The 18173-nt window shown below is 69.9% G+C and carries 20 protein-coding genes and 1 tRNA gene; 14 read left to right on the top strand and 7 right to left on the bottom strand.

Annotated features, from left to right (window positions below; genetic code table 11):
- The first annotated feature begins 3 nt into the window (after positions 1-3).
- Positions 4-762 (top strand): HAD hydrolase-like protein, encoded by a 759-nt coding sequence (locus tag AC0L6F_RS11260; protein WP_473537957.1) that lies wholly within the window; start codon positions 4-6, stop codon positions 760-762.
- A gap of 1 nt (position 763) precedes the next feature.
- On the top strand, positions 764-2032 hold the full coding sequence (locus AC0L6F_RS11255) for a hypothetical protein (protein ID WP_473537956.1): 1269 nt from the start codon (positions 764-766) through the stop codon (positions 2030-2032).
- Between the two features lie 54 nt (positions 2033-2086).
- Here AC0L6F_RS11255 and AC0L6F_RS11250 read toward each other — a convergent pair whose 3' ends face one another.
- Positions 2087-2293, bottom strand: coding sequence for a cold-shock protein (locus AC0L6F_RS11250; RefSeq protein ID WP_259610872.1), 207 nt, complete (start codon positions 2291-2293; stop codon positions 2087-2089).
- A gap of 361 nt (positions 2294-2654) precedes the next feature.
- Here AC0L6F_RS11250 and AC0L6F_RS11245 point away from each other — a divergent pair, with 361 nt between their 5' ends.
- Positions 2655-3299: a GntR family transcriptional regulator gene (locus AC0L6F_RS11245; protein ID WP_259610871.1), complete on the top strand. Its 645-nt coding sequence runs from the start codon at positions 2655-2657 to the stop codon at positions 3297-3299.
- A gap of 39 nt (positions 3300-3338) precedes the next feature.
- Positions 3339-3824 (top strand): GNAT family N-acetyltransferase, encoded by a 486-nt coding sequence (locus AC0L6F_RS11240; RefSeq protein ID WP_473537955.1) that lies wholly within the window; start codon positions 3339-3341, stop codon positions 3822-3824.
- A gap of 65 nt (positions 3825-3889) precedes the next feature.
- Here the strand turns inward: AC0L6F_RS11240 and AC0L6F_RS11235 are convergent.
- Positions 3890-3973 (bottom strand) — tRNA-Leu (locus AC0L6F_RS11235).
- A gap of 450 nt (positions 3974-4423) precedes the next feature.
- On the opposite strand from AC0L6F_RS11235, the gene AC0L6F_RS11230 reads away from it, so the two are divergent.
- The 7 genes from AC0L6F_RS11230 (at position 4424) to pknB (ending at position 13407) form a co-directional block, all read left to right on the top strand.
- On the top strand, positions 4424-5161 hold the full coding sequence (locus AC0L6F_RS11230; RefSeq protein ID WP_473537954.1) for an FhaA domain-containing protein: 738 nt from the start codon (positions 4424-4426) through the stop codon (positions 5159-5161).
- Entirely contained in the window at positions 5158-5688 is a 531-nt protein-coding gene (locus tag AC0L6F_RS11225) for an FHA domain-containing protein FhaB/FipA (RefSeq protein ID WP_274636677.1), read from the top strand. Before AC0L6F_RS11230 ends, AC0L6F_RS11225 begins: the two co-directional genes overlap by 4 nt.
- Before the next feature lie 12 nt (positions 5689-5700).
- A complete protein-coding gene (locus AC0L6F_RS11220; protein WP_473537953.1) occupies positions 5701-6936 on the top strand; it encodes a PP2C family protein-serine/threonine phosphatase in 1236 nt (411 codons plus the stop codon).
- A complete protein-coding gene (locus AC0L6F_RS11215) occupies positions 6936-8363 on the top strand; it encodes an FtsW/RodA/SpoVE family cell cycle protein (protein ID WP_274636675.1) in 1428 nt (475 codons plus the stop codon). The genes AC0L6F_RS11220 and AC0L6F_RS11215 overlap by 1 nt, the downstream gene beginning before the upstream one ends.
- Position 8364: 1 nt before the next feature.
- Positions 8365-9831: a peptidoglycan D,D-transpeptidase FtsI family protein gene (locus AC0L6F_RS11210; protein ID WP_274636674.1), complete on the top strand. Its 1467-nt coding sequence runs from the start codon at positions 8365-8367 to the stop codon at positions 9829-9831.
- The gene (locus AC0L6F_RS11205) at positions 9828-11612 is read left to right on the top strand and encodes a serine/threonine-protein kinase (protein WP_274636673.1); all 1785 of its coding nucleotides are present in this window, start codon (positions 9828-9830) and stop codon (positions 11610-11612) included. Before AC0L6F_RS11210 ends, AC0L6F_RS11205 begins: the two co-directional genes overlap by 4 nt.
- A 79-nt stretch (positions 11613-11691) precedes the next feature.
- The gene (pknB, locus tag AC0L6F_RS11200; RefSeq protein WP_473537952.1) at positions 11692-13407 is read left to right on the top strand and encodes a Stk1 family PASTA domain-containing Ser/Thr kinase; all 1716 of its coding nucleotides are present in this window, start codon (positions 11692-11694) and stop codon (positions 13405-13407) included.
- Here the strand turns inward: pknB and AC0L6F_RS11195 are convergent.
- The 3 genes from AC0L6F_RS11195 to AC0L6F_RS11185 are packed head-to-tail and all read right to left on the bottom strand — an operon-like array spanning position 13404 to position 15020.
- Entirely contained in the window at positions 13404-14072 is a 669-nt protein-coding gene (locus AC0L6F_RS11195) for an anthranilate synthase component II (protein ID WP_473537951.1), read from the bottom strand. The two genes, pknB and AC0L6F_RS11195, sit on opposite strands and share 4 nt — an antisense overlap.
- The gene (locus AC0L6F_RS11190; RefSeq protein WP_274636670.1) at positions 14056-14211 is read right to left on the bottom strand and encodes a hypothetical protein; all 156 of its coding nucleotides are present in this window, start codon (positions 14209-14211) and stop codon (positions 14056-14058) included. The genes AC0L6F_RS11195 and AC0L6F_RS11190 overlap by 17 nt, the downstream gene beginning before the upstream one ends.
- On the bottom strand, positions 14211-15020 hold the full coding sequence (locus AC0L6F_RS11185; protein ID WP_473537950.1) for a class E sortase: 810 nt from the start codon (positions 15018-15020) through the stop codon (positions 14211-14213). Before AC0L6F_RS11185 ends, AC0L6F_RS11190 begins: the two co-directional genes overlap by 1 nt.
- Positions 15021-15098: 78 nt before the next feature.
- On the opposite strand from AC0L6F_RS11185, the gene AC0L6F_RS11180 reads away from it, so the two are divergent.
- Positions 15099-15338, top strand: coding sequence for a cell division protein CrgA (locus AC0L6F_RS11180; protein WP_274636668.1), 240 nt, complete (start codon positions 15099-15101; stop codon positions 15336-15338).
- Positions 15339-15413: 75 nt separating this feature from the next.
- On the opposite strand, the gene AC0L6F_RS11175 is transcribed toward AC0L6F_RS11180, so the two are convergent.
- Together AC0L6F_RS11175 and AC0L6F_RS11170 are read right to left on the bottom strand one after the other, a co-directional pair.
- The gene (locus AC0L6F_RS11175; protein ID WP_473537949.1) at positions 15414-16319 is read right to left on the bottom strand and encodes a rhomboid family intramembrane serine protease; all 906 of its coding nucleotides are present in this window, start codon (positions 16317-16319) and stop codon (positions 15414-15416) included.
- 22 nt (positions 16320-16341) lie between these two features.
- Positions 16342-16899 (bottom strand): peptidylprolyl isomerase, encoded by a 558-nt coding sequence (locus AC0L6F_RS11170; RefSeq protein ID WP_259610866.1) that lies wholly within the window; start codon positions 16897-16899, stop codon positions 16342-16344.
- A gap of 111 nt (positions 16900-17010) precedes the next feature.
- Between AC0L6F_RS11170 and AC0L6F_RS11165 the strand changes: the two genes are divergently transcribed.
- Positions 17011-17598 carry a DNA helicase gene (locus AC0L6F_RS11165; RefSeq protein ID WP_259610865.1) on the top strand — a complete coding sequence of 196 codons (588 nt, stop codon included), beginning with the start codon at positions 17011-17013 and terminating at the stop codon, positions 17596-17598.
- Between the two features lie 143 nt (positions 17599-17741).
- Positions 17742-18173, top strand: coding sequence for an aminoacyl-tRNA deacylase (locus AC0L6F_RS11160; protein ID WP_473539998.1), 432 nt, complete (start codon positions 17742-17744; stop codon positions 18171-18173).

Genomic DNA, 18173 nt, shown 5'->3' with positions numbered 1-18173 from the left:
GACATGTCCGCCCTCTCGCCGTTCACCTGCATCCTCTGGGACGTGGATGGGACGATCGTGGACGCCTCCGAGGGCATCCTGCGCCGCCTCTCCATCGCCCTCGAACACTTCGGCCATCCCGCCCCGACGCACGACGAGCTCGTGCACTGGATCGGACCGCCGATGTTCGACTCGTTCCAGGCGAACGTGGGGATGAGCCCCGAGCAGTCCGCCGAAGCGGTCTCCTACTACCGCACGATCGGCAGGGCCGACGGCTACACCACGGGCGCCCGGCTGTTCCCCGGAATGGCCGCCCTCATCGCCGAACTGGGCGCCGCCGGGATCCCCCAGGCCACGGCCAGTTCCAAGCCCGAGGTGCAGGTGGTGGCGCTGATGGATCACTTCGGCCTCGCCCCGCATCTGACCGCCACCGTCGGCTCCACGCCGGACGAGCAGACCCTGAGCCGCAAGGCCGACATCATCGGCGAGGCGCTGCGCCGGCTCGCGGCGGCCGGGGCGGATGTCTCGCGTCCCGTCCTGGTCGGCGACCGGCATCACGATGTCGAAGGCGGCGCCGAGCGGGATGTCCCGGTGATCTTCGTGCGCTGGGGATTCAGCTGGCCGCACGAGGCCGAGGGCGCCCAGGCGGCGGTGGACACCGTCGCCGAGCTCCGCGCTCTGGTGCTGGTCGGCGAGCCCGAGGCACCCAGGCCCGAAGAACCCAGGCCCGAAGAACCCAGCCGGGCCACCGCATCCCGACCCGCATCCGTCGAGATCGGCTGACATGCCGTTCGCGGGGGTGGTCGGCGAGATCGTGCGCTGGCTCGTGCCCGCGCTGGTCGTGATCGTGGTCGCCGCGGTGGTGATCGTGGCGATCGGCTGGGCGGTGAGGTCTGCGCGCCGCTCCCCGCGGGCCACGGCGGCAGCCGCCGCGGCGCGCACCGCCGCGGGCTCGGCCCTGGTTCGACTCGATGACGAGGTGGGCGAGCTCGACCTCGAGGTCGGCCTGTCCGGAGCGCTCTACGGCGGCGGCGCCCCGGCGTCCCTGCGCCGCGCGCGCATGACGGCCCAGCACGTGCGCGACGAGGCCTTCGAGGACTATCGCGCGATCGGCGACGAATCCGGACTGCTGCCCGCCGAGGTGCAGCGCCGGGCAGGGCTGATCACGAGGCACGTCGCCGACGCCCAGGGCATCATCGCCCGCGCCCGCGCCGAGCACGAGGAGTGGATGCGCGCCAACACCTCGGCGCCGGCCCAGATCGACGCCGCCCGCACCCGACTGACCCGGCTGCGGGAAGAGCTCGGCGACCCCACCGCGCTGCTGCGCGAACTGGGCGAGCGGTTCGATGAGTCGGAATGGACGGATGCCGCGGCCGGCGCCGCCGCGGCCGTGGCCCACGCCGACGAGGCCGCCGAACTCCTCGACCGGGCGGCGGCGAGCGCCCACGACCCGTCCCGCAGCGCTCTGAGCGACCTGGCCCTGGCCGAGCGCCGCATCCGCTCGGCTCAGTCCGAGACCCGCCGGATGGAGGAGGTGCACCGCCTGATACGCCAGGCGTCGGCCGCGCTGCCGGACGAGTTCGACGCGACCCGCGGGGCGATCCGGCAGGCGCTGACGGTGCGCGAGTCGCTCGAGCCGGATGCCTCCGCCCGGCTGGGCGGTGCGATCGACGAGGCGCAGGGCGCCCTGGCGGCGCTCGAATCGGATGCTGCGCGCCACCCCACGGCGGCGGTCGAATCGATCGCGCGGCTGCGCGATCGGCTCGACCTCGCGCTTGGAGACGCCCGCACCGCGCAGCAGCGCCTGCGGGGCGCGCGCACGGCACTGCCGGGCACGATCGCGGCCGCTCAGAACGCGGTCGCGCGGGCCGAGGCATCCGTCCCGGGAACCGGCGCCGACGCGCGCGCACGCCTCATCGGCGCGCAGGAGGAACTCGCCACGGCACGCCAACTGCCCGATCCGGTCGAGGCGCTGGATGCTGCGCGACGCGCACTGAGGCACGCCGAAGACGCACAGGCCCTGGCGGCATACGACCGGATGAGTCCTGCCTGAGGTCGCTGAGCGGGCGCGACGCCGTGCGAGCCCGCTCAGCGACCGAAAGCCGCGCTACAGCGCGCGGATGTTCTCGGCCTGGAGACCCTTGGGTCCCTGCGCCACGTCGAATTCGACGCGCTGGTTCTCCTCGAGCGAGCGGTAGCCGCTCGATTCGATGGCGGTGTAGTGCGCGAAGACGTCAGCGCCGCCTTCGTCGGGGGCGATGAATCCGAACCCCTTCTCGGAGTTGAACCACTTGACGGTGCCCTGCGTGCTCATGTATTGCCATTCTGTGCGTTCCGACACACCGTGCGCCGGATTGCCTCCACCGTAACGAAGTCGCGTGTTCGATGGCGGGTCTGCGACAGATGGTGACGGAAATGTTGCACGACGGGCCCCGTCGACGCCCGGACCGGGTCTGAGACCGACGGTCCGGGCGTCGACGTATCCCCCCGGATAGGCCACGCGCACGTGGCACCCCAACTGTACCGATATATCGGCCCGGTGCCCTCTCGCCACGCAAGATCGCCTGGTGCCCTGATAGTCACGGCTGATATATTGCGACGCATCCCAGTGCTGTTGTTCTCCTCGACCGACCCCCCACCGATCGAGACCCCCTGACAGAAGACTTGGGCAACCCATGACCAGCGATGTAGCTTTCGCGCCGCTCGACCCGCGCGGCGCCATCCTCGGCGACGAGGTGTACCGCGTGCTCGGCGAGGCCATCCTCGACGGCCGGCTCCGATCCGGCGAGCGCCTCCGCGACACCGAACTCGCCGAGCGACTGGGCGTCTCACGCACTCCCGTCCGCGAGGCGCTGCAGCGGCTGGAGCGCTCCGGCCTGGTCGAGGTGTCGGCCAACCGGTGGACGCGTGTGTCCGTCCCGGACGACAGCCTGCGCGCGGCGACCCACGAGATGGTCGTCTACATGATGGGCACCGCGGTGCGCATGGCGCTGAGCCGCTGCTCGGACGAGACAGTGGACCAGCTGCTGGCCGGGATCGATCAGATGATCGCCGCCTCCGACGCCGACGACCGCGACGACCTGCTGCGGGTCAGCATGCACTTCTTCATCCTGGTCACGTACGCCACCGAGAACCGGGTCGTGCAGATGATGCTCGAGGAGTCGGAGTTCGCCCTGCGCCGCAACCTGCACAGCTGGAGCCCGCACGTGACCGACCGCGCCGAGCGCACCGACATCTACCGGGTGTTCCGTGAGGCTGTCGCCGCGCGCGACGGCGACAGCGCGGAGCGCATCCTGCGCATGCAGCACGGCCTGGGCTGAGGCATTCCCGCGCGAGCCCCGCGCGGGTACGGTGTCGGCATGGGCCACATCGAGCTGCGTGACCTGGACGACGACGACCTCGACGCCGTCTTCGAGATGCTGCGCGATCCCGAGGCCATCGCGATGGCGGCCTTCACGGCGCGGGATGCCGCGGACCGCACCGCGTTCGACGAGTGGCTCGCGGTGCGCCGTGCATCGCCGGACGTCTCGCTGCACGTGATCACCGAGCGGGGCGGCTTCGCCGGCACCGTCGCGGCGTTCACCCTGGACGGCGACCGCGAGGTCACGTTCTGGCTACCGCGGCACGCGTGGGGGAGAGGCGTCGCGACCGAGGCGCTGCGCCTGCTCGTCTCGCGCGAGCCGACGCGTCCGCTGTTCGCCCGCGTGGCCGCACACAATCCCGGCGCGATCGCCGTGCTGGAGCACAACGGCTTCACCGAGGTGTCCCGCGACGTCGCGCCCGCCCCAGGACTCGGCCGCGACGTGGAGGAGATCGTCTACACCCTCGTGCCCGCGCTCGAATAGCGAGGGGCGCGAGGACGACACAGCCCCCGGTCCGGGAACCCGGATCAGGGGCTGTCTCTGCTGCGTGCGCGAGGGGGGACTTGAACCCCCACGCCCTTGCGGGCACTGGCACCTGAAGCCAGCGCGTCTACCAATTCCGCCACTCGCGCGAGTCGGGAAACCCCGAATCTCAACTTGTCGAGGATAGCACGGCTCGACCGGCCTCCGATCCTGGCGCTTACCGTCGCATCGCCCGTCGCATCGCCGCGCGAGCGCCCTCCCCGCCCCGCGCCTCGCGCTGTCGTTTTCCGCTTTCGCGCCCGGCTTTTTCGGGCGCGGATGCCGGAAGCAGCAGCGCGAGCCGCAGGGGCAGGTCGAGAACGGCCGCGCGAGCGGGAAACGGCCGCGCGAGCGGGAAAGGACCGCGCGAGCGGGAAAGGACAGCGCGAGCGGGAAACGACAGCGCGAGCGGGAAACGGCCGCGCGAGCGGGAAAGGGCAGCGCGAGCGGGAAACGACAGCGCGAGCGGAAGGGACAGCGGGCCCGCGACACCGAATCCATCGTCTCCCCAGGCGGGGGAACTAGCATGTAGCCACTGATCTGCCTGCCTGAGGAGTCGTGTGGGACTACTTGACAGCTTCGAGAAGGGTCTCGAGCGCGCCGTCAACGGCGCGTTCGCCAAGACCTTCCGCAGCGGCATCCAGCCTGTCGAGATCGCATCCGCTCTGCGGAGCGAGCTCGACAAGAAGGCCGCCGTGGTTTCCCGCGACCGCATTCTGGTGCCGAACACGCTCACCGTGCGCCTCGCGCCGTCCGACGACGAGAAGATGGCGGCCATCGGCCCGGCACTGATCGGCGAACTCACCGAGATCGTGCGCACGCACGCGGCCTCCCAGCACTACTCGTTCGCCGGCCCCGTGTCAGTCACGCTCCAGCGCGACGAGCGGCTCTCCACCGGCACGCTGCGGGTCGCCTCCCGCACGGCCGAGGGCACAGTGTCGTGGCGAGGCGTGGTCGACATCGACGGCACCCGGCATCCGCTGCGCACCGGCCGCACCGTCATCGGCCGCGGCAGCGATGCCGACATCACCGTCGCCGACTCGGGCACCAGCCGCAAGCACGTCGAGATCCTCTGGGACGGCGAGCGGGCCATGGTGCGCGACCTCGGCTCGACCAACGGCACCAAGCTCGACGGGCAGCCGGTGAGCCAGGCTCCGCTCCCGCCCGAGGCGACGATCACGATCGGCCGCACCGAGATCGTGTTCCGCGTCGTCCCGCAGGCCGCGCCGCCGGTGCCGAGATCTTCGGCGGCGGATGCCGCGACCCGCATGTTCGACGTCGGGGGTGGCGACCGTTGAGTGAGCTGACACTTCTCCTGCTGCGCCTCGGGTTCCTGGTGCTGATGTGGTTCTTCGTGTTCGCGGTGGTGTACTCGCTGCGCGCCGACCTGTTCGGGGTGAAGGTGCGCAAGATGCCCGCCCCCGAGGCCGCCGCAGCCGCGGCATCCCCCGCCCCCACGTCCAGCCCGAACGAGCTGACCACGCCCGTGCAGTCGCTGGCGCCGTCGGCCGCCGGCGGGGGAGCGACGACCGCGACGGTGTCGCGCATCGTGATCACCAGCGGCCCCAAGGCCGGACTCGAGCTGCCGCTGGGCACCGAGCCCCTGACGATCGGCCGGTCCAGCGAGTCGGGCCTGGTCGTCCGCGACGACTACACGTCCAGTCATCATGCGCGCCTCGTGCTCTGGGGCGACCAGTGGATGATCCAGGACCTCGACTCGACGAACGGCACCTGGCACGACGGGCGCCGGGTGGCCTCCCCCACTCCGGTGACCATCGGCGCGCCGATCCGCGTGGGCGCGACGACGTTCGAGCTGCGGAAGTAGGCGCCGCCCGCCATGGTCTTCCAGGGTTCGAGCGCTGCTCTCTCGCACACCGGCAAGGTGCGCGGGAACAACCAGGACTCCGGCTACTCCGGATCGAACCTGTTCGTCGTCGCCGACGGAATGGGCGGTCACGCCGGCGGCGACGTCGCCTCGAGCATCGCCATCGACCGGCTCGAGGGGCTCGACCACACCTATGACACCCCGGCCGACGCCGAGCGCGCGCTCCAGCGGGCGCTCACCGCGGCGGCCGGCGCCCTGATCGACACGGTCAAGATCAAGCCCGAGCTGGCCGGCATGGGCACGACCGTGTGCGCGATCATCATGGTCGACGAGTACGCCGTCATCGCCCACATCGGCGACTCGCGCATCTACCTGTACCGCGACGACGCGCTCACCCAGATCACCACCGACCACACGTTCGTGCAGCGCCTCGTGGACTCCGGCCGGATCACCCCCGAAGAGGCGCGCTACCATCCGCGCCGGTCGGTGCTGATGCGGGTGCTCGGCGACATGGATGCCGACCCCGAGGTGGACACGTTCATCATGCCCACGCAGCCCGGCGACCGCTGGCTGCTGTGCTCGGACGGTCTGAGCGGGGTCGTGGACGACGCGCACACCGCCAAGACGCTGGGCCTGGGCCTGGCCCCCGGCCGCACGGCCGACGTGCTGCTCAAGCATGCGCTGGATGCCGGCGCGCCGGACAACGTCACCATCGTGATCGTGGATGTCGGCGGTCAGCATCCGCTCGTGTCCGGGACGCCGACGATCGTCGGTGCGGCATCCACCCCAAAGGGCGTCGAGGTGCCGCTCGCCCGCCCCGGACGCGTGTCGTGGCTGCACCTGACCCGGCAGGCGGCGAACGAGCCGACCCACTTCGAACCCGACGCCGAGTACCTCGAGGAGCTCATCGAGGAGGACCGCCGACGCGGCCGGCGGCGGCGGATCGGCTGGATCGCCGGGCTGATCCTGGTGCTCGCGCTGATCGGCGCCGCGCTGTTCGGCGCCTACCAGTGGACCCAGACGCGGTACTTCGTCGGTGCCGACGAAGACACCGTGGTGATCTTCCGCGGCATCCAGCAGAGCATCGGCCCGATCTCGCTGTCTTCGCCGTACGAGGACACCGGCCTGCCGCTGAGCGTGCTGCCCGAGTTCGAGCGCCAGGTCGTGCAGGGCACGATCTCAGCGGGCTCGCTCGCGGACGCCGAGCAGATCGTCGACCAGCTTCGACAGAACATCGGGGGTGACTGATGCGCACGCCCCCCGGTGGAAACACCCCGGTCCGCCCCGCGCCGACCCCGGCACCGACCGACGGCGGGTCGGCCGACACCGCGGTCCTGCGCGCCCTGCGCAAGATCCGGGTGCCGCAGACCCAGCGCAACCGCGAGCTCGCGCTGCTCGTGTTCGCCTTCCTCATCAACGGCGCGGCGGTCGTCCTCGTCCAGCTGGGCGCGGCCGGCGAGATCGACCCGAAGTTCCTCATCTATCTGGGCGCGCTGACCGCGTTGGCCCTGGCGCTGCACATCGTGCTGCGCCTGGTCGCCCGCGACGCCGACCCGTTCGTCGTGCCGATCGCGACCCTGCTGACCGGCATCGGGCTGGCCGAGATCTATCGGCTGGACGTGCACTGGGGCCGGCACGGCTGGGAGGCCTATTCGACCCGACAGCTCGCGTGGGCCGGGATCGCCCTGGTGGGGGCGATCGTGCTGGTGATCCTGCTGCGCAACTACCGCGTGCTGTTCCGGTACACATATATCTTCGGCCTGGTCGGCATCCTCCTGCTGCTGCTGCCGATCGTCCCGGGCCTGGGGACGGATGCCAACGCCGACGTGTGGGTCTCGCTCGGGTTCTTCTCGTTCCAGCCGGGTGAACTGGCCAAGATCTGCCTGGCGATCTTCTTCGCCGGGTACCTGGTGCGCACCCGCGACAGCCTCACCTCGGTGGGCACCCGCTTCCTCGGGATGACCTGGCCGCGCGCCCGCGAGCTCGGGCCGCTGCTGGTGATCTGGCTGGTGTCGCTGGGGATCATCGTGATCCAGCGCGACCTCGGCACCGGGCTTCTCATCTTCGGGATGTTCGTGGCGATGCTGTACGTGGCCACGAGCAAGACCAGTTGGGTCCTCATCGGCGTCATCCTCGCCGCCGGCGGCGCGTTCCTGGCATCCCGCTTCCTGCCGTACGTCGGCGGACGGTTCACGAACTGGCTGGACGCCTTCAACCCCGACCTGGTCAACGGTAGCAGCTATCAGCTCGTGCAGGGCATCTTCGGGCTCGCCCAGGGCGGGCTGATCGGGACGGGGCTCGGACAGGGCCGCCCGTGGCTGACCCCGGTGGCCGAGAGCGACTACATCTTCGCCGCGCTCGGCGAAGAGCTCGGCCTCATCGGCCTGTTCGCGATCCTCGCCCTCTACATGGTGTTCACCAGCCGCGGCATCCGCATCGGCCTGAACGGTCAGGACGACTTCGGCAAGCTCCTCGCGGTGGGCGTCTCGTTCACCATCGCGCTGCAGGTGTTCATCATGGTCGGCGGTGTGACCCGGGTCATCCCGCTGACCGGGCTGACCACGCCGTTCCTGGCCGCCGGCGGCTCGTCCCTGGTGGCGAACTGGCTGATCGTGGCGCTGCTGCTGCGGATCTCGGACGCCGTGCGCTCACGTCCGCGGGTGGTGATCGGCTGAGATGACCAAGGAACTGAGACGGCTGTCCATCATCATGCTGGTGATGTTCCTCGCGCTGTTCTGCTCGACCAGCGTCATCCAGGTGGTGCAGGCCGACACGTTGGCACAGAACCCGAACAACAAGCGGGCCATCTACGACTCGTTCGACGTGCAGCGCGGGTCGATCATCGCCAGCGGCTCGGCGATCGCCTCGTCCGTGCCGTCCAAGGACGTCTACAGCTGGCAGCGCACCTACGTCGACCCGCAGATGTGGGCACCGGTCACCGGATACATCAACCCGGTGCTCCGTTCGTTCTCGCCCGCACCGGGCATCGAGCAGACGATGAACCAGCAGCTGTCGGGCACCGGCAGCTCGCAGTTCCTGTCGCGGGTCGAGCGCATCGTCACCGGCCAGCCGGCGCGCGGATCGAACGTCGTGCTCTCCCTGGACGCGAAGGTGCAGAAGGCCGCCTACGACGCCCTGGGAAAGCTGCAGGGCGCCGTGATGGCGATCGAGCCGAAGACCGGCCGGATCCTGGCCATGGTCACCAGCCCCAGCTATGACACGAACGCGCTCGCGTCCCATGATCCGGACGCCGTGAACGCCGCCTACGACAAGCTGAACGACGACCCGAGCCATCCGCTGTACAACCGTGCGATCGCCGGCAACCTGAACCCTCCGGGGTCGACCTTCAAGCTGGTCACGGTCTCGACGGCGCTGGCCTCCGGCGACTTCACCCCCGAATCCAAACTCCCCAACCCGGCGCGCTACACGCTCCCGGGCACCTCGCAGCAGATCTCCAACGACACCGGCGGCACATGCGGCCCCGGCAAGGAGGTCACGATCGCCGATGCGCTGCGGCTGAGCTGCAACATCCCGATGGCCGAGCTCGCGGTCAAACTCGGCGACGACGCCATCCGCGCCGAAGCCGAGAAGTACGGCTTCAACTCGTCGTTCGACCTGCCCCCGACATCCACGGCATCCTCGTACCCGAAGGCGCTGGATGACGCGCAGACCGCACTGACCGGCTTCGGCCAGGGCCAGGTCACCGCCACCCCGCTGCAGATGGCGATGGTCTCGGCCGGCATCGCCAACGGCGGGAAGCTGATGAACCCGCGGATGGTCGATCAGGTCGTCGGGCCGGACCTGTCTGTGCAGCAGCGGTACGAGGACAAGGAGTACGGACAGGTGCTCGATTCTGATCTCGATGCCGAACTGGTACAGATGATGGTCGCCAATGTCAGCAGCGGCGTGGCGACCAATGCAAGAATTGACGGGGTCGATGTGGCCGGCAAGACCGGCACCGCACAGAACGGGCCGGACAAGCCCTTCTCGCTGTGGTTCACCGGGTTCGCCCCTGCAGACGACCCCCAGGTTGCGGTGGCGGTCGTCGTGGAGAATGGCGGAGGTCAGGGGCAGTCGGGCAGCGGCAACACCATCGCCGCTCCTATCGCGAAGAAGGTCATGGAGGCGGTGTTGGGTAAATGAGACCGACGCAGGGTGTGACCTTCGGCGGCCGCTACGAGCTCGACTCGCGGATCGCGATCGGCGGGATGGGCGAGGTCTGGGAGGCCACCGACCACGTCATCGGCCGCACCGTCGCCATCAAGATCCTCAAAGACGAGTACATGGGCGATCCAGGGTTCCTGGAGCGCTTCCGCGCCGAGGCCCGCCATGCGGCCCTGGTCAACCACGAGGGCATCGCCAGCGTCTTCGACTACGGCGAGGAGAACGGCTCGGCCTTCCTCGTGATGGAGCTCGTGCCCGGCGAGGCGCTGTCGACGATCCTCGAGCGCGAGACCCAGCTGTCCACCGACAAGACCCTCGACATCGTCGCCCAGACGGCCACGGCGCTGCAGGCAGCACATGCGGCCGGTCTCGTGCACCGCGACATCAAGCCGGGGAACCTGCTGATCACCCCGGACGGCCGGGTCAAGATCACCGACTTCGGCATCGCCCGGATCGCCGACCAGGTGCCGCTGACGGCCACCGGCCAGGTCATGGGCACGGTGCAGTATCTCTCGCCGGAGCAGGCGTCCGGGCACCCGGCATCCCCCGCCACCGACATCTACTCGCTCGGCATCGTCGCGTACGAGTGCCTGGCCGGCAAGCGCCCGTTCACGGGCGAGTCGCAGGTCGCCATCGCGATGGCGCAGATCAACGAACAGCCGCCCCCGCTGCCTGCGACCGTCGCACAGCCGGTGCAGAACCTCGTGCTTTCGATGATCGCGAAGAAGCCCGAGGACCGGCCCGCCTCGACGGCGACGGTGGCGCGGGCTGCGACGGCGCTGCGTCGGGGCGACATGGCGGCCGCGATCGCGGCCGTCCCCGCCATCGGGGCGGGAGTGGATGCCGCGACCCAGCTGCTGACTCCTGCCGGCGCCACGGCCGCCACCACTGCGCTGCTCCCGTCCGGTGCTCCCGTGCCGCTCGAGGAGGAGAAGAAGAAGAAGCGCAGCCCGTGGACCTGGCCGCTGATCGCGCTCATCGCGCTGCTGATCATCGTGCTGGGCGGCACGCTCTGGGCGATCTTCGGCCCCCGCGGTGACGAGGGGAAGGTGACCGACAGTCCGTCGACGCCGATCTCGTCGCCCTCCAGCCCGACGCCCACTCCGGTGAACATCGATGCGCTGGCACTGACCACGATGAGCTGCGACGACGCGGCGGCGCTGTTGACCGATCGGGATCTGAACCCCGAGCGCCAGGACGGCTCTCCGGCCCCGTCGAAGGACAAGCAGGGCTGGGTCGAGTCCGTGCAGCCGGGCGGCAATGCCGAGAAGGGCACCACCGTCACCCTCACCTGCTACACCGCCCCCACGACGCTCACCGACAAGCCCGGCGCGGCCGACATCCGCGGCGACGGACCGAACAACCAGGTCATCGAGGGCGGGACGGCGATCATCACCGTCCCGGACTTCTCCTGCCCGTCCGGCACCGGAAACCTGACCGGCTACTCGTTCACCGCCACCAACGGACAGTTCGTGAACGGCTCGAACTCCGGTGACAAGTCGACGCTCGAGACGGGAACGACTCCCGGCGAGCTGTCGCTGAACGTCACCGGCAATGCGGGCGATCCGCTGGAGATCAGCTACACGGCGACCTGCTCGGGCGGCAGCAGCGGTCCGCTGACCTCGCCCGCGTCGTCGAAGTCCGTCACGATCGGCCCCGCCGCCGTCCAGCCGTCCGACACGCCGCCGCCGGCCGATGGACAGGGCGACGGCGGAGGCGACGGAGCCGCTCCCGGCCCCACCGCCACAACCGAACCCTGACCGGGGGTTTCCGCGGCCCGGAACGGGCCGGTCCTCGCCGGTCGGTTAGGCTGGCATCTGTTCATCCCAGGGGAGAGAAGTGTCAGCCGAGCCACGCGTGCTTTCCGGACGCTACCGCGTCGACGAGCCCATCGGGCACGGCGGCATGGCGTCCGTGTTCCGCGGCTACGACCTGACCCTGGGGCGTCCGGTCGCGATCAAGATCCTCGACAGCGCCCTGGCCGCCGACAGCTCGTTCCGCACCCGCTTCCGGCTCGAGGCACAGGCGGCATCCCGGATGTCGAGCGCGACCATCGTGCGCGTGTACGACGCCGGTGAGGACAGCGAGGTCGACGACGCCGGCAAGCGGCATCCGATTCCGTTCATCGTGATGGAACTGGTCGGCGGCCGCCTGCTCAAGGACATCATCGCCGCCGGGCCGGTCCCGGTGCCGGACGCGATCCGGTACGTCGACGGCATCCTCGAGGCGCTGGAGTACTCGCACCGCGCCGGTGTGGTGCACCGCGACATCAAGCCCGGCAACGTGATGGTCACCCCGTCCGGCCAGGTCAAGGTGATGGACTTCGGCATCGCCCGCGCCGTCTCGGACTCGTCCTCGACGGTCGCCGAGACCACCAGCATCCTCGGCACTGCCGCATACTTCTCGCCCGAGCAGGCCAAGGGTGACGTGGTGGACGCGCGCGCGGATCTGTACTCCACCGGCGTCGTGCTGTACGAACTGCTCACCGGGCAGCAGCCGTTCCGCGGCGACACCCCCGTCGCGGTGGCCTACCAGCACGTCAGCGAGGCACCGCTCGCGCCGTCCGAGGTCGTCGACACGGTGCCGCGCGCGCTGGATGCGGTCGTGCTGCGGGCGCTGGCGAAGGATCCGTTCCAGCGATTCCCGGATGCCGCCGCCTTCCGTGAGACGCTGGACGCCGCCGCCTCCGGCTCGTCGCCGTCGCGACGCCAGGTCGACACCCTCGCGAACTCGCTGTACGGGCCCGACCCGAAGCAGGCGGCCGAGACCGCCCGCTCGCTGCGTCAGCTCAGCTCGGACCCCACCATGAAGCGCACCCAGCCCGGACCCCCGGCGGCGTGGATCTGGGCCGGCGTCGCGGTGCTGGCCGTCCTGCTCATCTCGGTGCTCATCTGGGTGCTCACCATGCGTCCCGGCAGCGTCATCCCGAGCGGCTCGCGCATCGTGCCCGATGTGATCGGCATGGTCTACGACGACGCCAACCAGACGCTCGCCGGGAAGGATCTGCTGGCGCATCGCGAGGACGAGGCCAGCGAGACGGTCCCCGAGGGCGACGTGATCCGCACCGACCCGGTCGCCGGCATCTCGGTCGCGCGCGACTCGCAGGTCACGGTGTACGTGTCGAGGGGCCCCGAGACCGTGAAGGTGCCCGCGCTCGTCGGCCTGTCGCGGGCTCAGGCCCAGACCGCGCTCGACGACGCCGGGCTGGCCCTCGGCCAGGTCCGTCGTGAGGAGGACCCCGACAAGGACGCCGACGTCGTGCTGAGCAGCTCGGCGGACGAGGGCGACGAGGTGGCCAAGGGCACCGTCGTCGACCTGGTGGTGGCCACCGGCACGGTCACGGTGGTCGACCTGACGTCGAACTTCACCCTGGACGATGCGAAGAAGGCGCTCGAAGACCTGAAGCTCAAGGTCACCGTGCAGGACGACGACTCATGCCCGGCGACCGATCCGCGCAGCGTGAAGTCGCAGTCGGCCGGCCCCGGCGATGTGCCGATCCACTCCGAGGTGACCCTCGTCTCCTGCTCCGGCGCGGCCGGCAAGGGCGGCGACTAAGAGCCGTCGGGGGCGGCGCGGCGCACCGACATCCCACGCGCGTGGACCGCGGCATCCGTCATCCCGGTCAGCATCAGCCAGGCGCCGAGCATCCGGTGGCCGCCTTCGGTCAGGACGCTCTCGGGGTGGAACTGCACCCCCCAGATCGGCGCCTCACGGTGCGCGAGCGCCATCACCACGCCGGACTGGGTGCGGGCGGTGACCTCGAGGTCGTCCGGCATCCGGGTGACGGCGAGCGAGTGGTACCGGCCCGCGGCGAGCGGCTGCGGCATCCCGTCGAACAGCCCTGTGCCGTCGTGCCAGACCGGCGAGACCATGCCGTGCATCAGCTCGGGCGCCTCACCGACCGTGCCGCCGAACGCCTCGGCGATGGCCTGGTGACCCAGGCACACGCCGAGCAGCGGAAGGCGCGCTGCGAACGCGGCGTGCACGACGGCGATGGACGCCCCGGCCCGTGCCGGGGTGCCGGGCCCGGGGGAGATGAGCACGCCGTCGTATCCGGCGAGCGCGTCGGCCGCGGCATCCGGCTCGATCCGATCCGCTTCGACCATCACGACATCCGCCCCCAGCTCGACCAGATAGTCGATGAGGGTGTGCACGAAGCTGTCGTGGTTGTCGATGACGAGGATGCGGCTCACTGGACCGTGCTCACTGGACCGTGACATCCTGCGGATCGATGAGCGCGCTCACCCAGGGGAAGACGGAGAAGAACAGGCCGTACAGGATGGCGGCCGCCAGCACGACGAGGATGAGCACCCGCACCCACCACGGGCCCGGAAGGATGCGCCACAGCGCCGCGTACATCAGCTGCTCTCCTTCGCCAGGGACGCCGGCGGTCCGTCCGCGCGCGGCGTGTACGACTCGAACACGCTGTAGGCGACGATGCGCTCGCTCTTGAAGTACATCGGGCTGCAGCTGGTCATCGTCAGGTAACGGCCGTTCGCCTGCACGTGCGTCTCCTGGGGCACCGGCAGCAGCACGTCGACCGCGTCCGGCTTGACGTATTCGAGGGTCCGGAACCGGTAGGTGTACCAGCCGCCCTCCGTCTCGATGACGATGGCGTCGTTCAGGTGCAGCTTCGCGATCTGGTTGAACGGCTTGCCGAAGGTGGTGCGATGGGCGGCCAGCGCCACGTTGCCGACGGCCCCCGGCATCGGGGTGTCGGGGTAGTGGCCGATCCCGATCGGGTCGAGGGTGCGCGGGCGGGTCACCCCGCCGGCGATCGGCACGTGGTAGTCCGCGCCGAACCGCGGGATGTGCATCACACCGAACACCTGCGCGTCCTTCGCCTCGGACAGGATCACCGGTTCGGCGCTCGAGGTCGGCTTCGGGGTGGATGTCGCGGACGGATCGGGCGTGGATGTCGGTGTCGGGGCGGGTGTGTCGGCGGCGGCCGCCCACTGCTGGCTGTAGCTCGTGCCGACGGCGTTCTTCTCCGCGGCGCCGATCCAGTCGCCGATCCACAGCTGCCAGACGACGAACAGCAGGGTGACCACGCCCAGGGTGATCAGCACCTCGCCGAGCACGCCGACCACGCTCGGGCGTCGCGGGGTTGCGGGCGCGTCACGGCTGCGTGGCCGCCGCGTTCCCCCAGCATCCGGCTGATCGGTCACCCCGTGATTCTATCCGGCGCGGCCTGTGGTTCCGCCGGGCAGTTCGATTCGCATCCCTTCGCCCCGTAGAATGCCGGTATGGCACGATCAGGCAAGGATGAGGAGCCCCTCGTCGAGCGCAGCGGAACCGACGCTGCCCCCAACGCGGTGTGGTTCAAGCCGATCATGATCGGCCTCATGCTCGTCGGCCTCGTGTGGGTGCTGGTGTTCTACCTCAGCGGCAGCCAATTCCCCATCCCGGGGATCGGCGCCTGGAACCTGGCGATCGGCTTCGGCATCGCGTTCGTCGGCTTCCTCATGACGACCCGCTGGCGCTGACCACCGCCGCCGAATTACACCGGTGTGATTCATCCCCAGCTGGGGATGAACCTGTGGATAACTTTCCGGCTCGCGTCAGACGTAGAACGTCGCGGGGATGATCAACAGGGCCAGCAGCACCACGGTGAGCGCGATCAGCAGGCCGATCTGCAGCCGGCGGCGCCGGATCGATCGCGTCCGGGCGTAGATGAAGCCCACGGCCGAGCCGGCGATCAGACCGCCCAGGTGCGCCTGCCAGGAGATCTGCACCGCGGCCAGCGACCCCGACAGCAGACCGACCACGAACGGGAACGCGAAGTTGATCGCGATGATGATCGCGATGCCCGACACGTTCGCGCCGATGTGGCGGCCGATGATCAGCAGCGCGCCGAACAGGCCGAAGATGGCGCCGGATGCCCCGACCACCCAGGTTCCCGGAGCCAGCAGCGCCACCGCCACGGAGCCGCCGATGCCCGAGATCAGGTAGATCACGAGGAACCGGACATGGCCCAGCAGCGGCTCGAGGATCCTCCCGATCATCCAGAGGGCGAGCATGTTCAGCCCGATGTGCAGCCAGCCGGAGTGCACGAACAGCACGGTGATCAGGCGCCAGGGCTCGATCGGTCCGAGCGCCGGGATCAGGTACGCGCTGTTCAGGGCCAGCCACTGCTGGACCGGTGAGTGCGGGATCAGCTGGGTCAGGTACACCACGACCGTGATGCCGATGATCCAGTAGGTGGCCAGCGGCCGGCGATCCAGCGGGGCGGTGACGGTGGACGCGCCGCGGCTGCCGCCCCAGCGTCGCTGCGCCTTGCGCTGGGCGGGCGACGCCGCCTTCTGCTGGTCGCGGAGGCACTCGGGGCAGATCACGCCGACCGGGGCCTGGATCTGGCACTCGGGGCAGATCGTGCGCAGGCACCGCTGGCACAGCACGAAGCTCTGCCGATCGGGATGCCGATAGCAGTAGTTCTCCCGGTTCCGGGCGAAATCAGCGGACGTCATGCGTCAGGTCAGAGGACCTGCCTCACGCCTCGACGACGTCGATCGATGAGATCACGACCGGCTCGACCGGACGATCCTGCGCGCCGGTGGGGACCTTGCTGATCTCGTCGACGACCGTGCGGGACGCGTCGTCGGCCACCTCGCCGAAGATCGTGTGCTTGCCCTGCAGCCACGGCGTCGGGTCGGTGGTCAGGAAGAACTGCGAGCCGTTCGTCCCCTCGGCCGCCCCCGTGATGGCATTGCGCCGCAGACCGGCGTTGGCCATGGCCAGCAGATAGGGCGAGCCGAACGTCAGTTCGGGGTGGATCTCGTCGTTGAACGTGTAGCCCGGACCGCCGGTGCCCACACCGAGCGGGTCGCCGCCCTGGATCATGAAACCGGGGATGATGCGGTGGAAGGCGACATCCGTGTAGAGCGGACCTTCGCCCGGCTGACCGGTGTGCGGGTCGGTCCATTCGCCGGTTCCGTCGGCGAGGCCGATGAAGTTCTTCACGGTACGGGGTGCGTGGTCGCCGAAGAGGTTGATGACGATGTCGCCGTGGTTCGTGTGGAGCGTGGCGACGGCGGTTGCATGAGGCATGGGCACATTCTCGCAGAGTTATCTTTCTAAGTTCTGTACATCCCCTTCCGCTCACGGGCGCGTCTGGCAAGATGAAGGGGCACACGACCCATTCGACAGGGAGGGAACCCCGTGAGCATCAGCCGCAAGCGCAAGAAGGAACTCCGCAAGCTTCAGGAACAGGCCAACAAGCTCTGGGAGTCGCAGCAGGTGCTGGTCGGCGAAGCCGCATCGGTCGCCCGTGAAGCAGGCCGCCAGCTGGGCAGCTACAACCGGGAGCATGTCGTCCCGGCCGTCCAGCAGAACTATGAGAAGTACGCCGCCCCGTATGTCGAGAAGGGCGTGAAGACCGCCCAGCACGTCTTCAATCAGAAGCTCGTGCCGGCGGCCGGCGCCGTGGTGGGCTCCGCCCTGTCCGTCTGGGATGCCGCGAACGACACCCGCTCGAAGCTCTCCGACGACCGTCGCCTGACGCTGCCGGACCTGGACGCGATGGCCAAGAACGCGAAGAAGCAGGGCAAGAAGGCGTCGAAGACGTTCGCGGCACAGCTGGCCGCGGTCCAGCCTCCCGCCAAGCGGGGAGTGGGCGCCGGCGGCGTCATCGCGATCCTCCTGGGCGTCGCGGCCGCGGTCGGTGTGCTCTACGCCGCCTGGCAGACGCTGCGTGCCGACGATGAGCTCTGGGTCGCCGACGACCCGCTGCGCGCTCCAGAGGCGTGACGGAGCCGGAGGTCCCTGAGCCACCCCAGGCCCCCGAGCCACCCCAGGTCCCTGAGCGAGCGAAGCGAGACGAAGGGCCGGAGGGCGCAACGCCCGACCCCACGGCGCGCGTACGGGACGCGGCGTCCGCACGGGGTCTGGCCATCGAGGTACGCGAGCGGCCCGTCGCACAGAGCCTGCCCGAGGCAGCCACGCTGCTGGGTCTGGCCACGGCCGACATCGTCAAGACGCTCGTCGTCAAGCGCCGCGACGACACCTACCTGTTCGCGCTGATCCCCGGCGACCGCGCCATCTCGTGGCCGAAGCTGCGGGCGGTGGTCGGCGTGAACAAGCTGCGGCTGCCCGAACCCGAACTCGCGCTGGCCGCGACCGGCTATGAACGGGGCACGATCGTGCCGATCGGCAGCGCGCATGAGTGGCCGGTGTTCGCCGACGAGCAGATCGTCGGCCGGCGCGTGGCGATGGGTGCCGGTGCGCACGGCTACAGCCTGTTCGTGGACGCCGATGACCTGATCGCCGCGTACGGCGCGACGATCGCCGACATCTCACAGCCGGTGGACGGCGCCGCCGGCTGA

The organism is Microbacterium sp. G2-16M (genome assembly GCF_055809115.1).
Note: the sequence above shows the minus strand (reverse complement) of the source record. Positions and strands in the feature narration are given on the sequence as shown.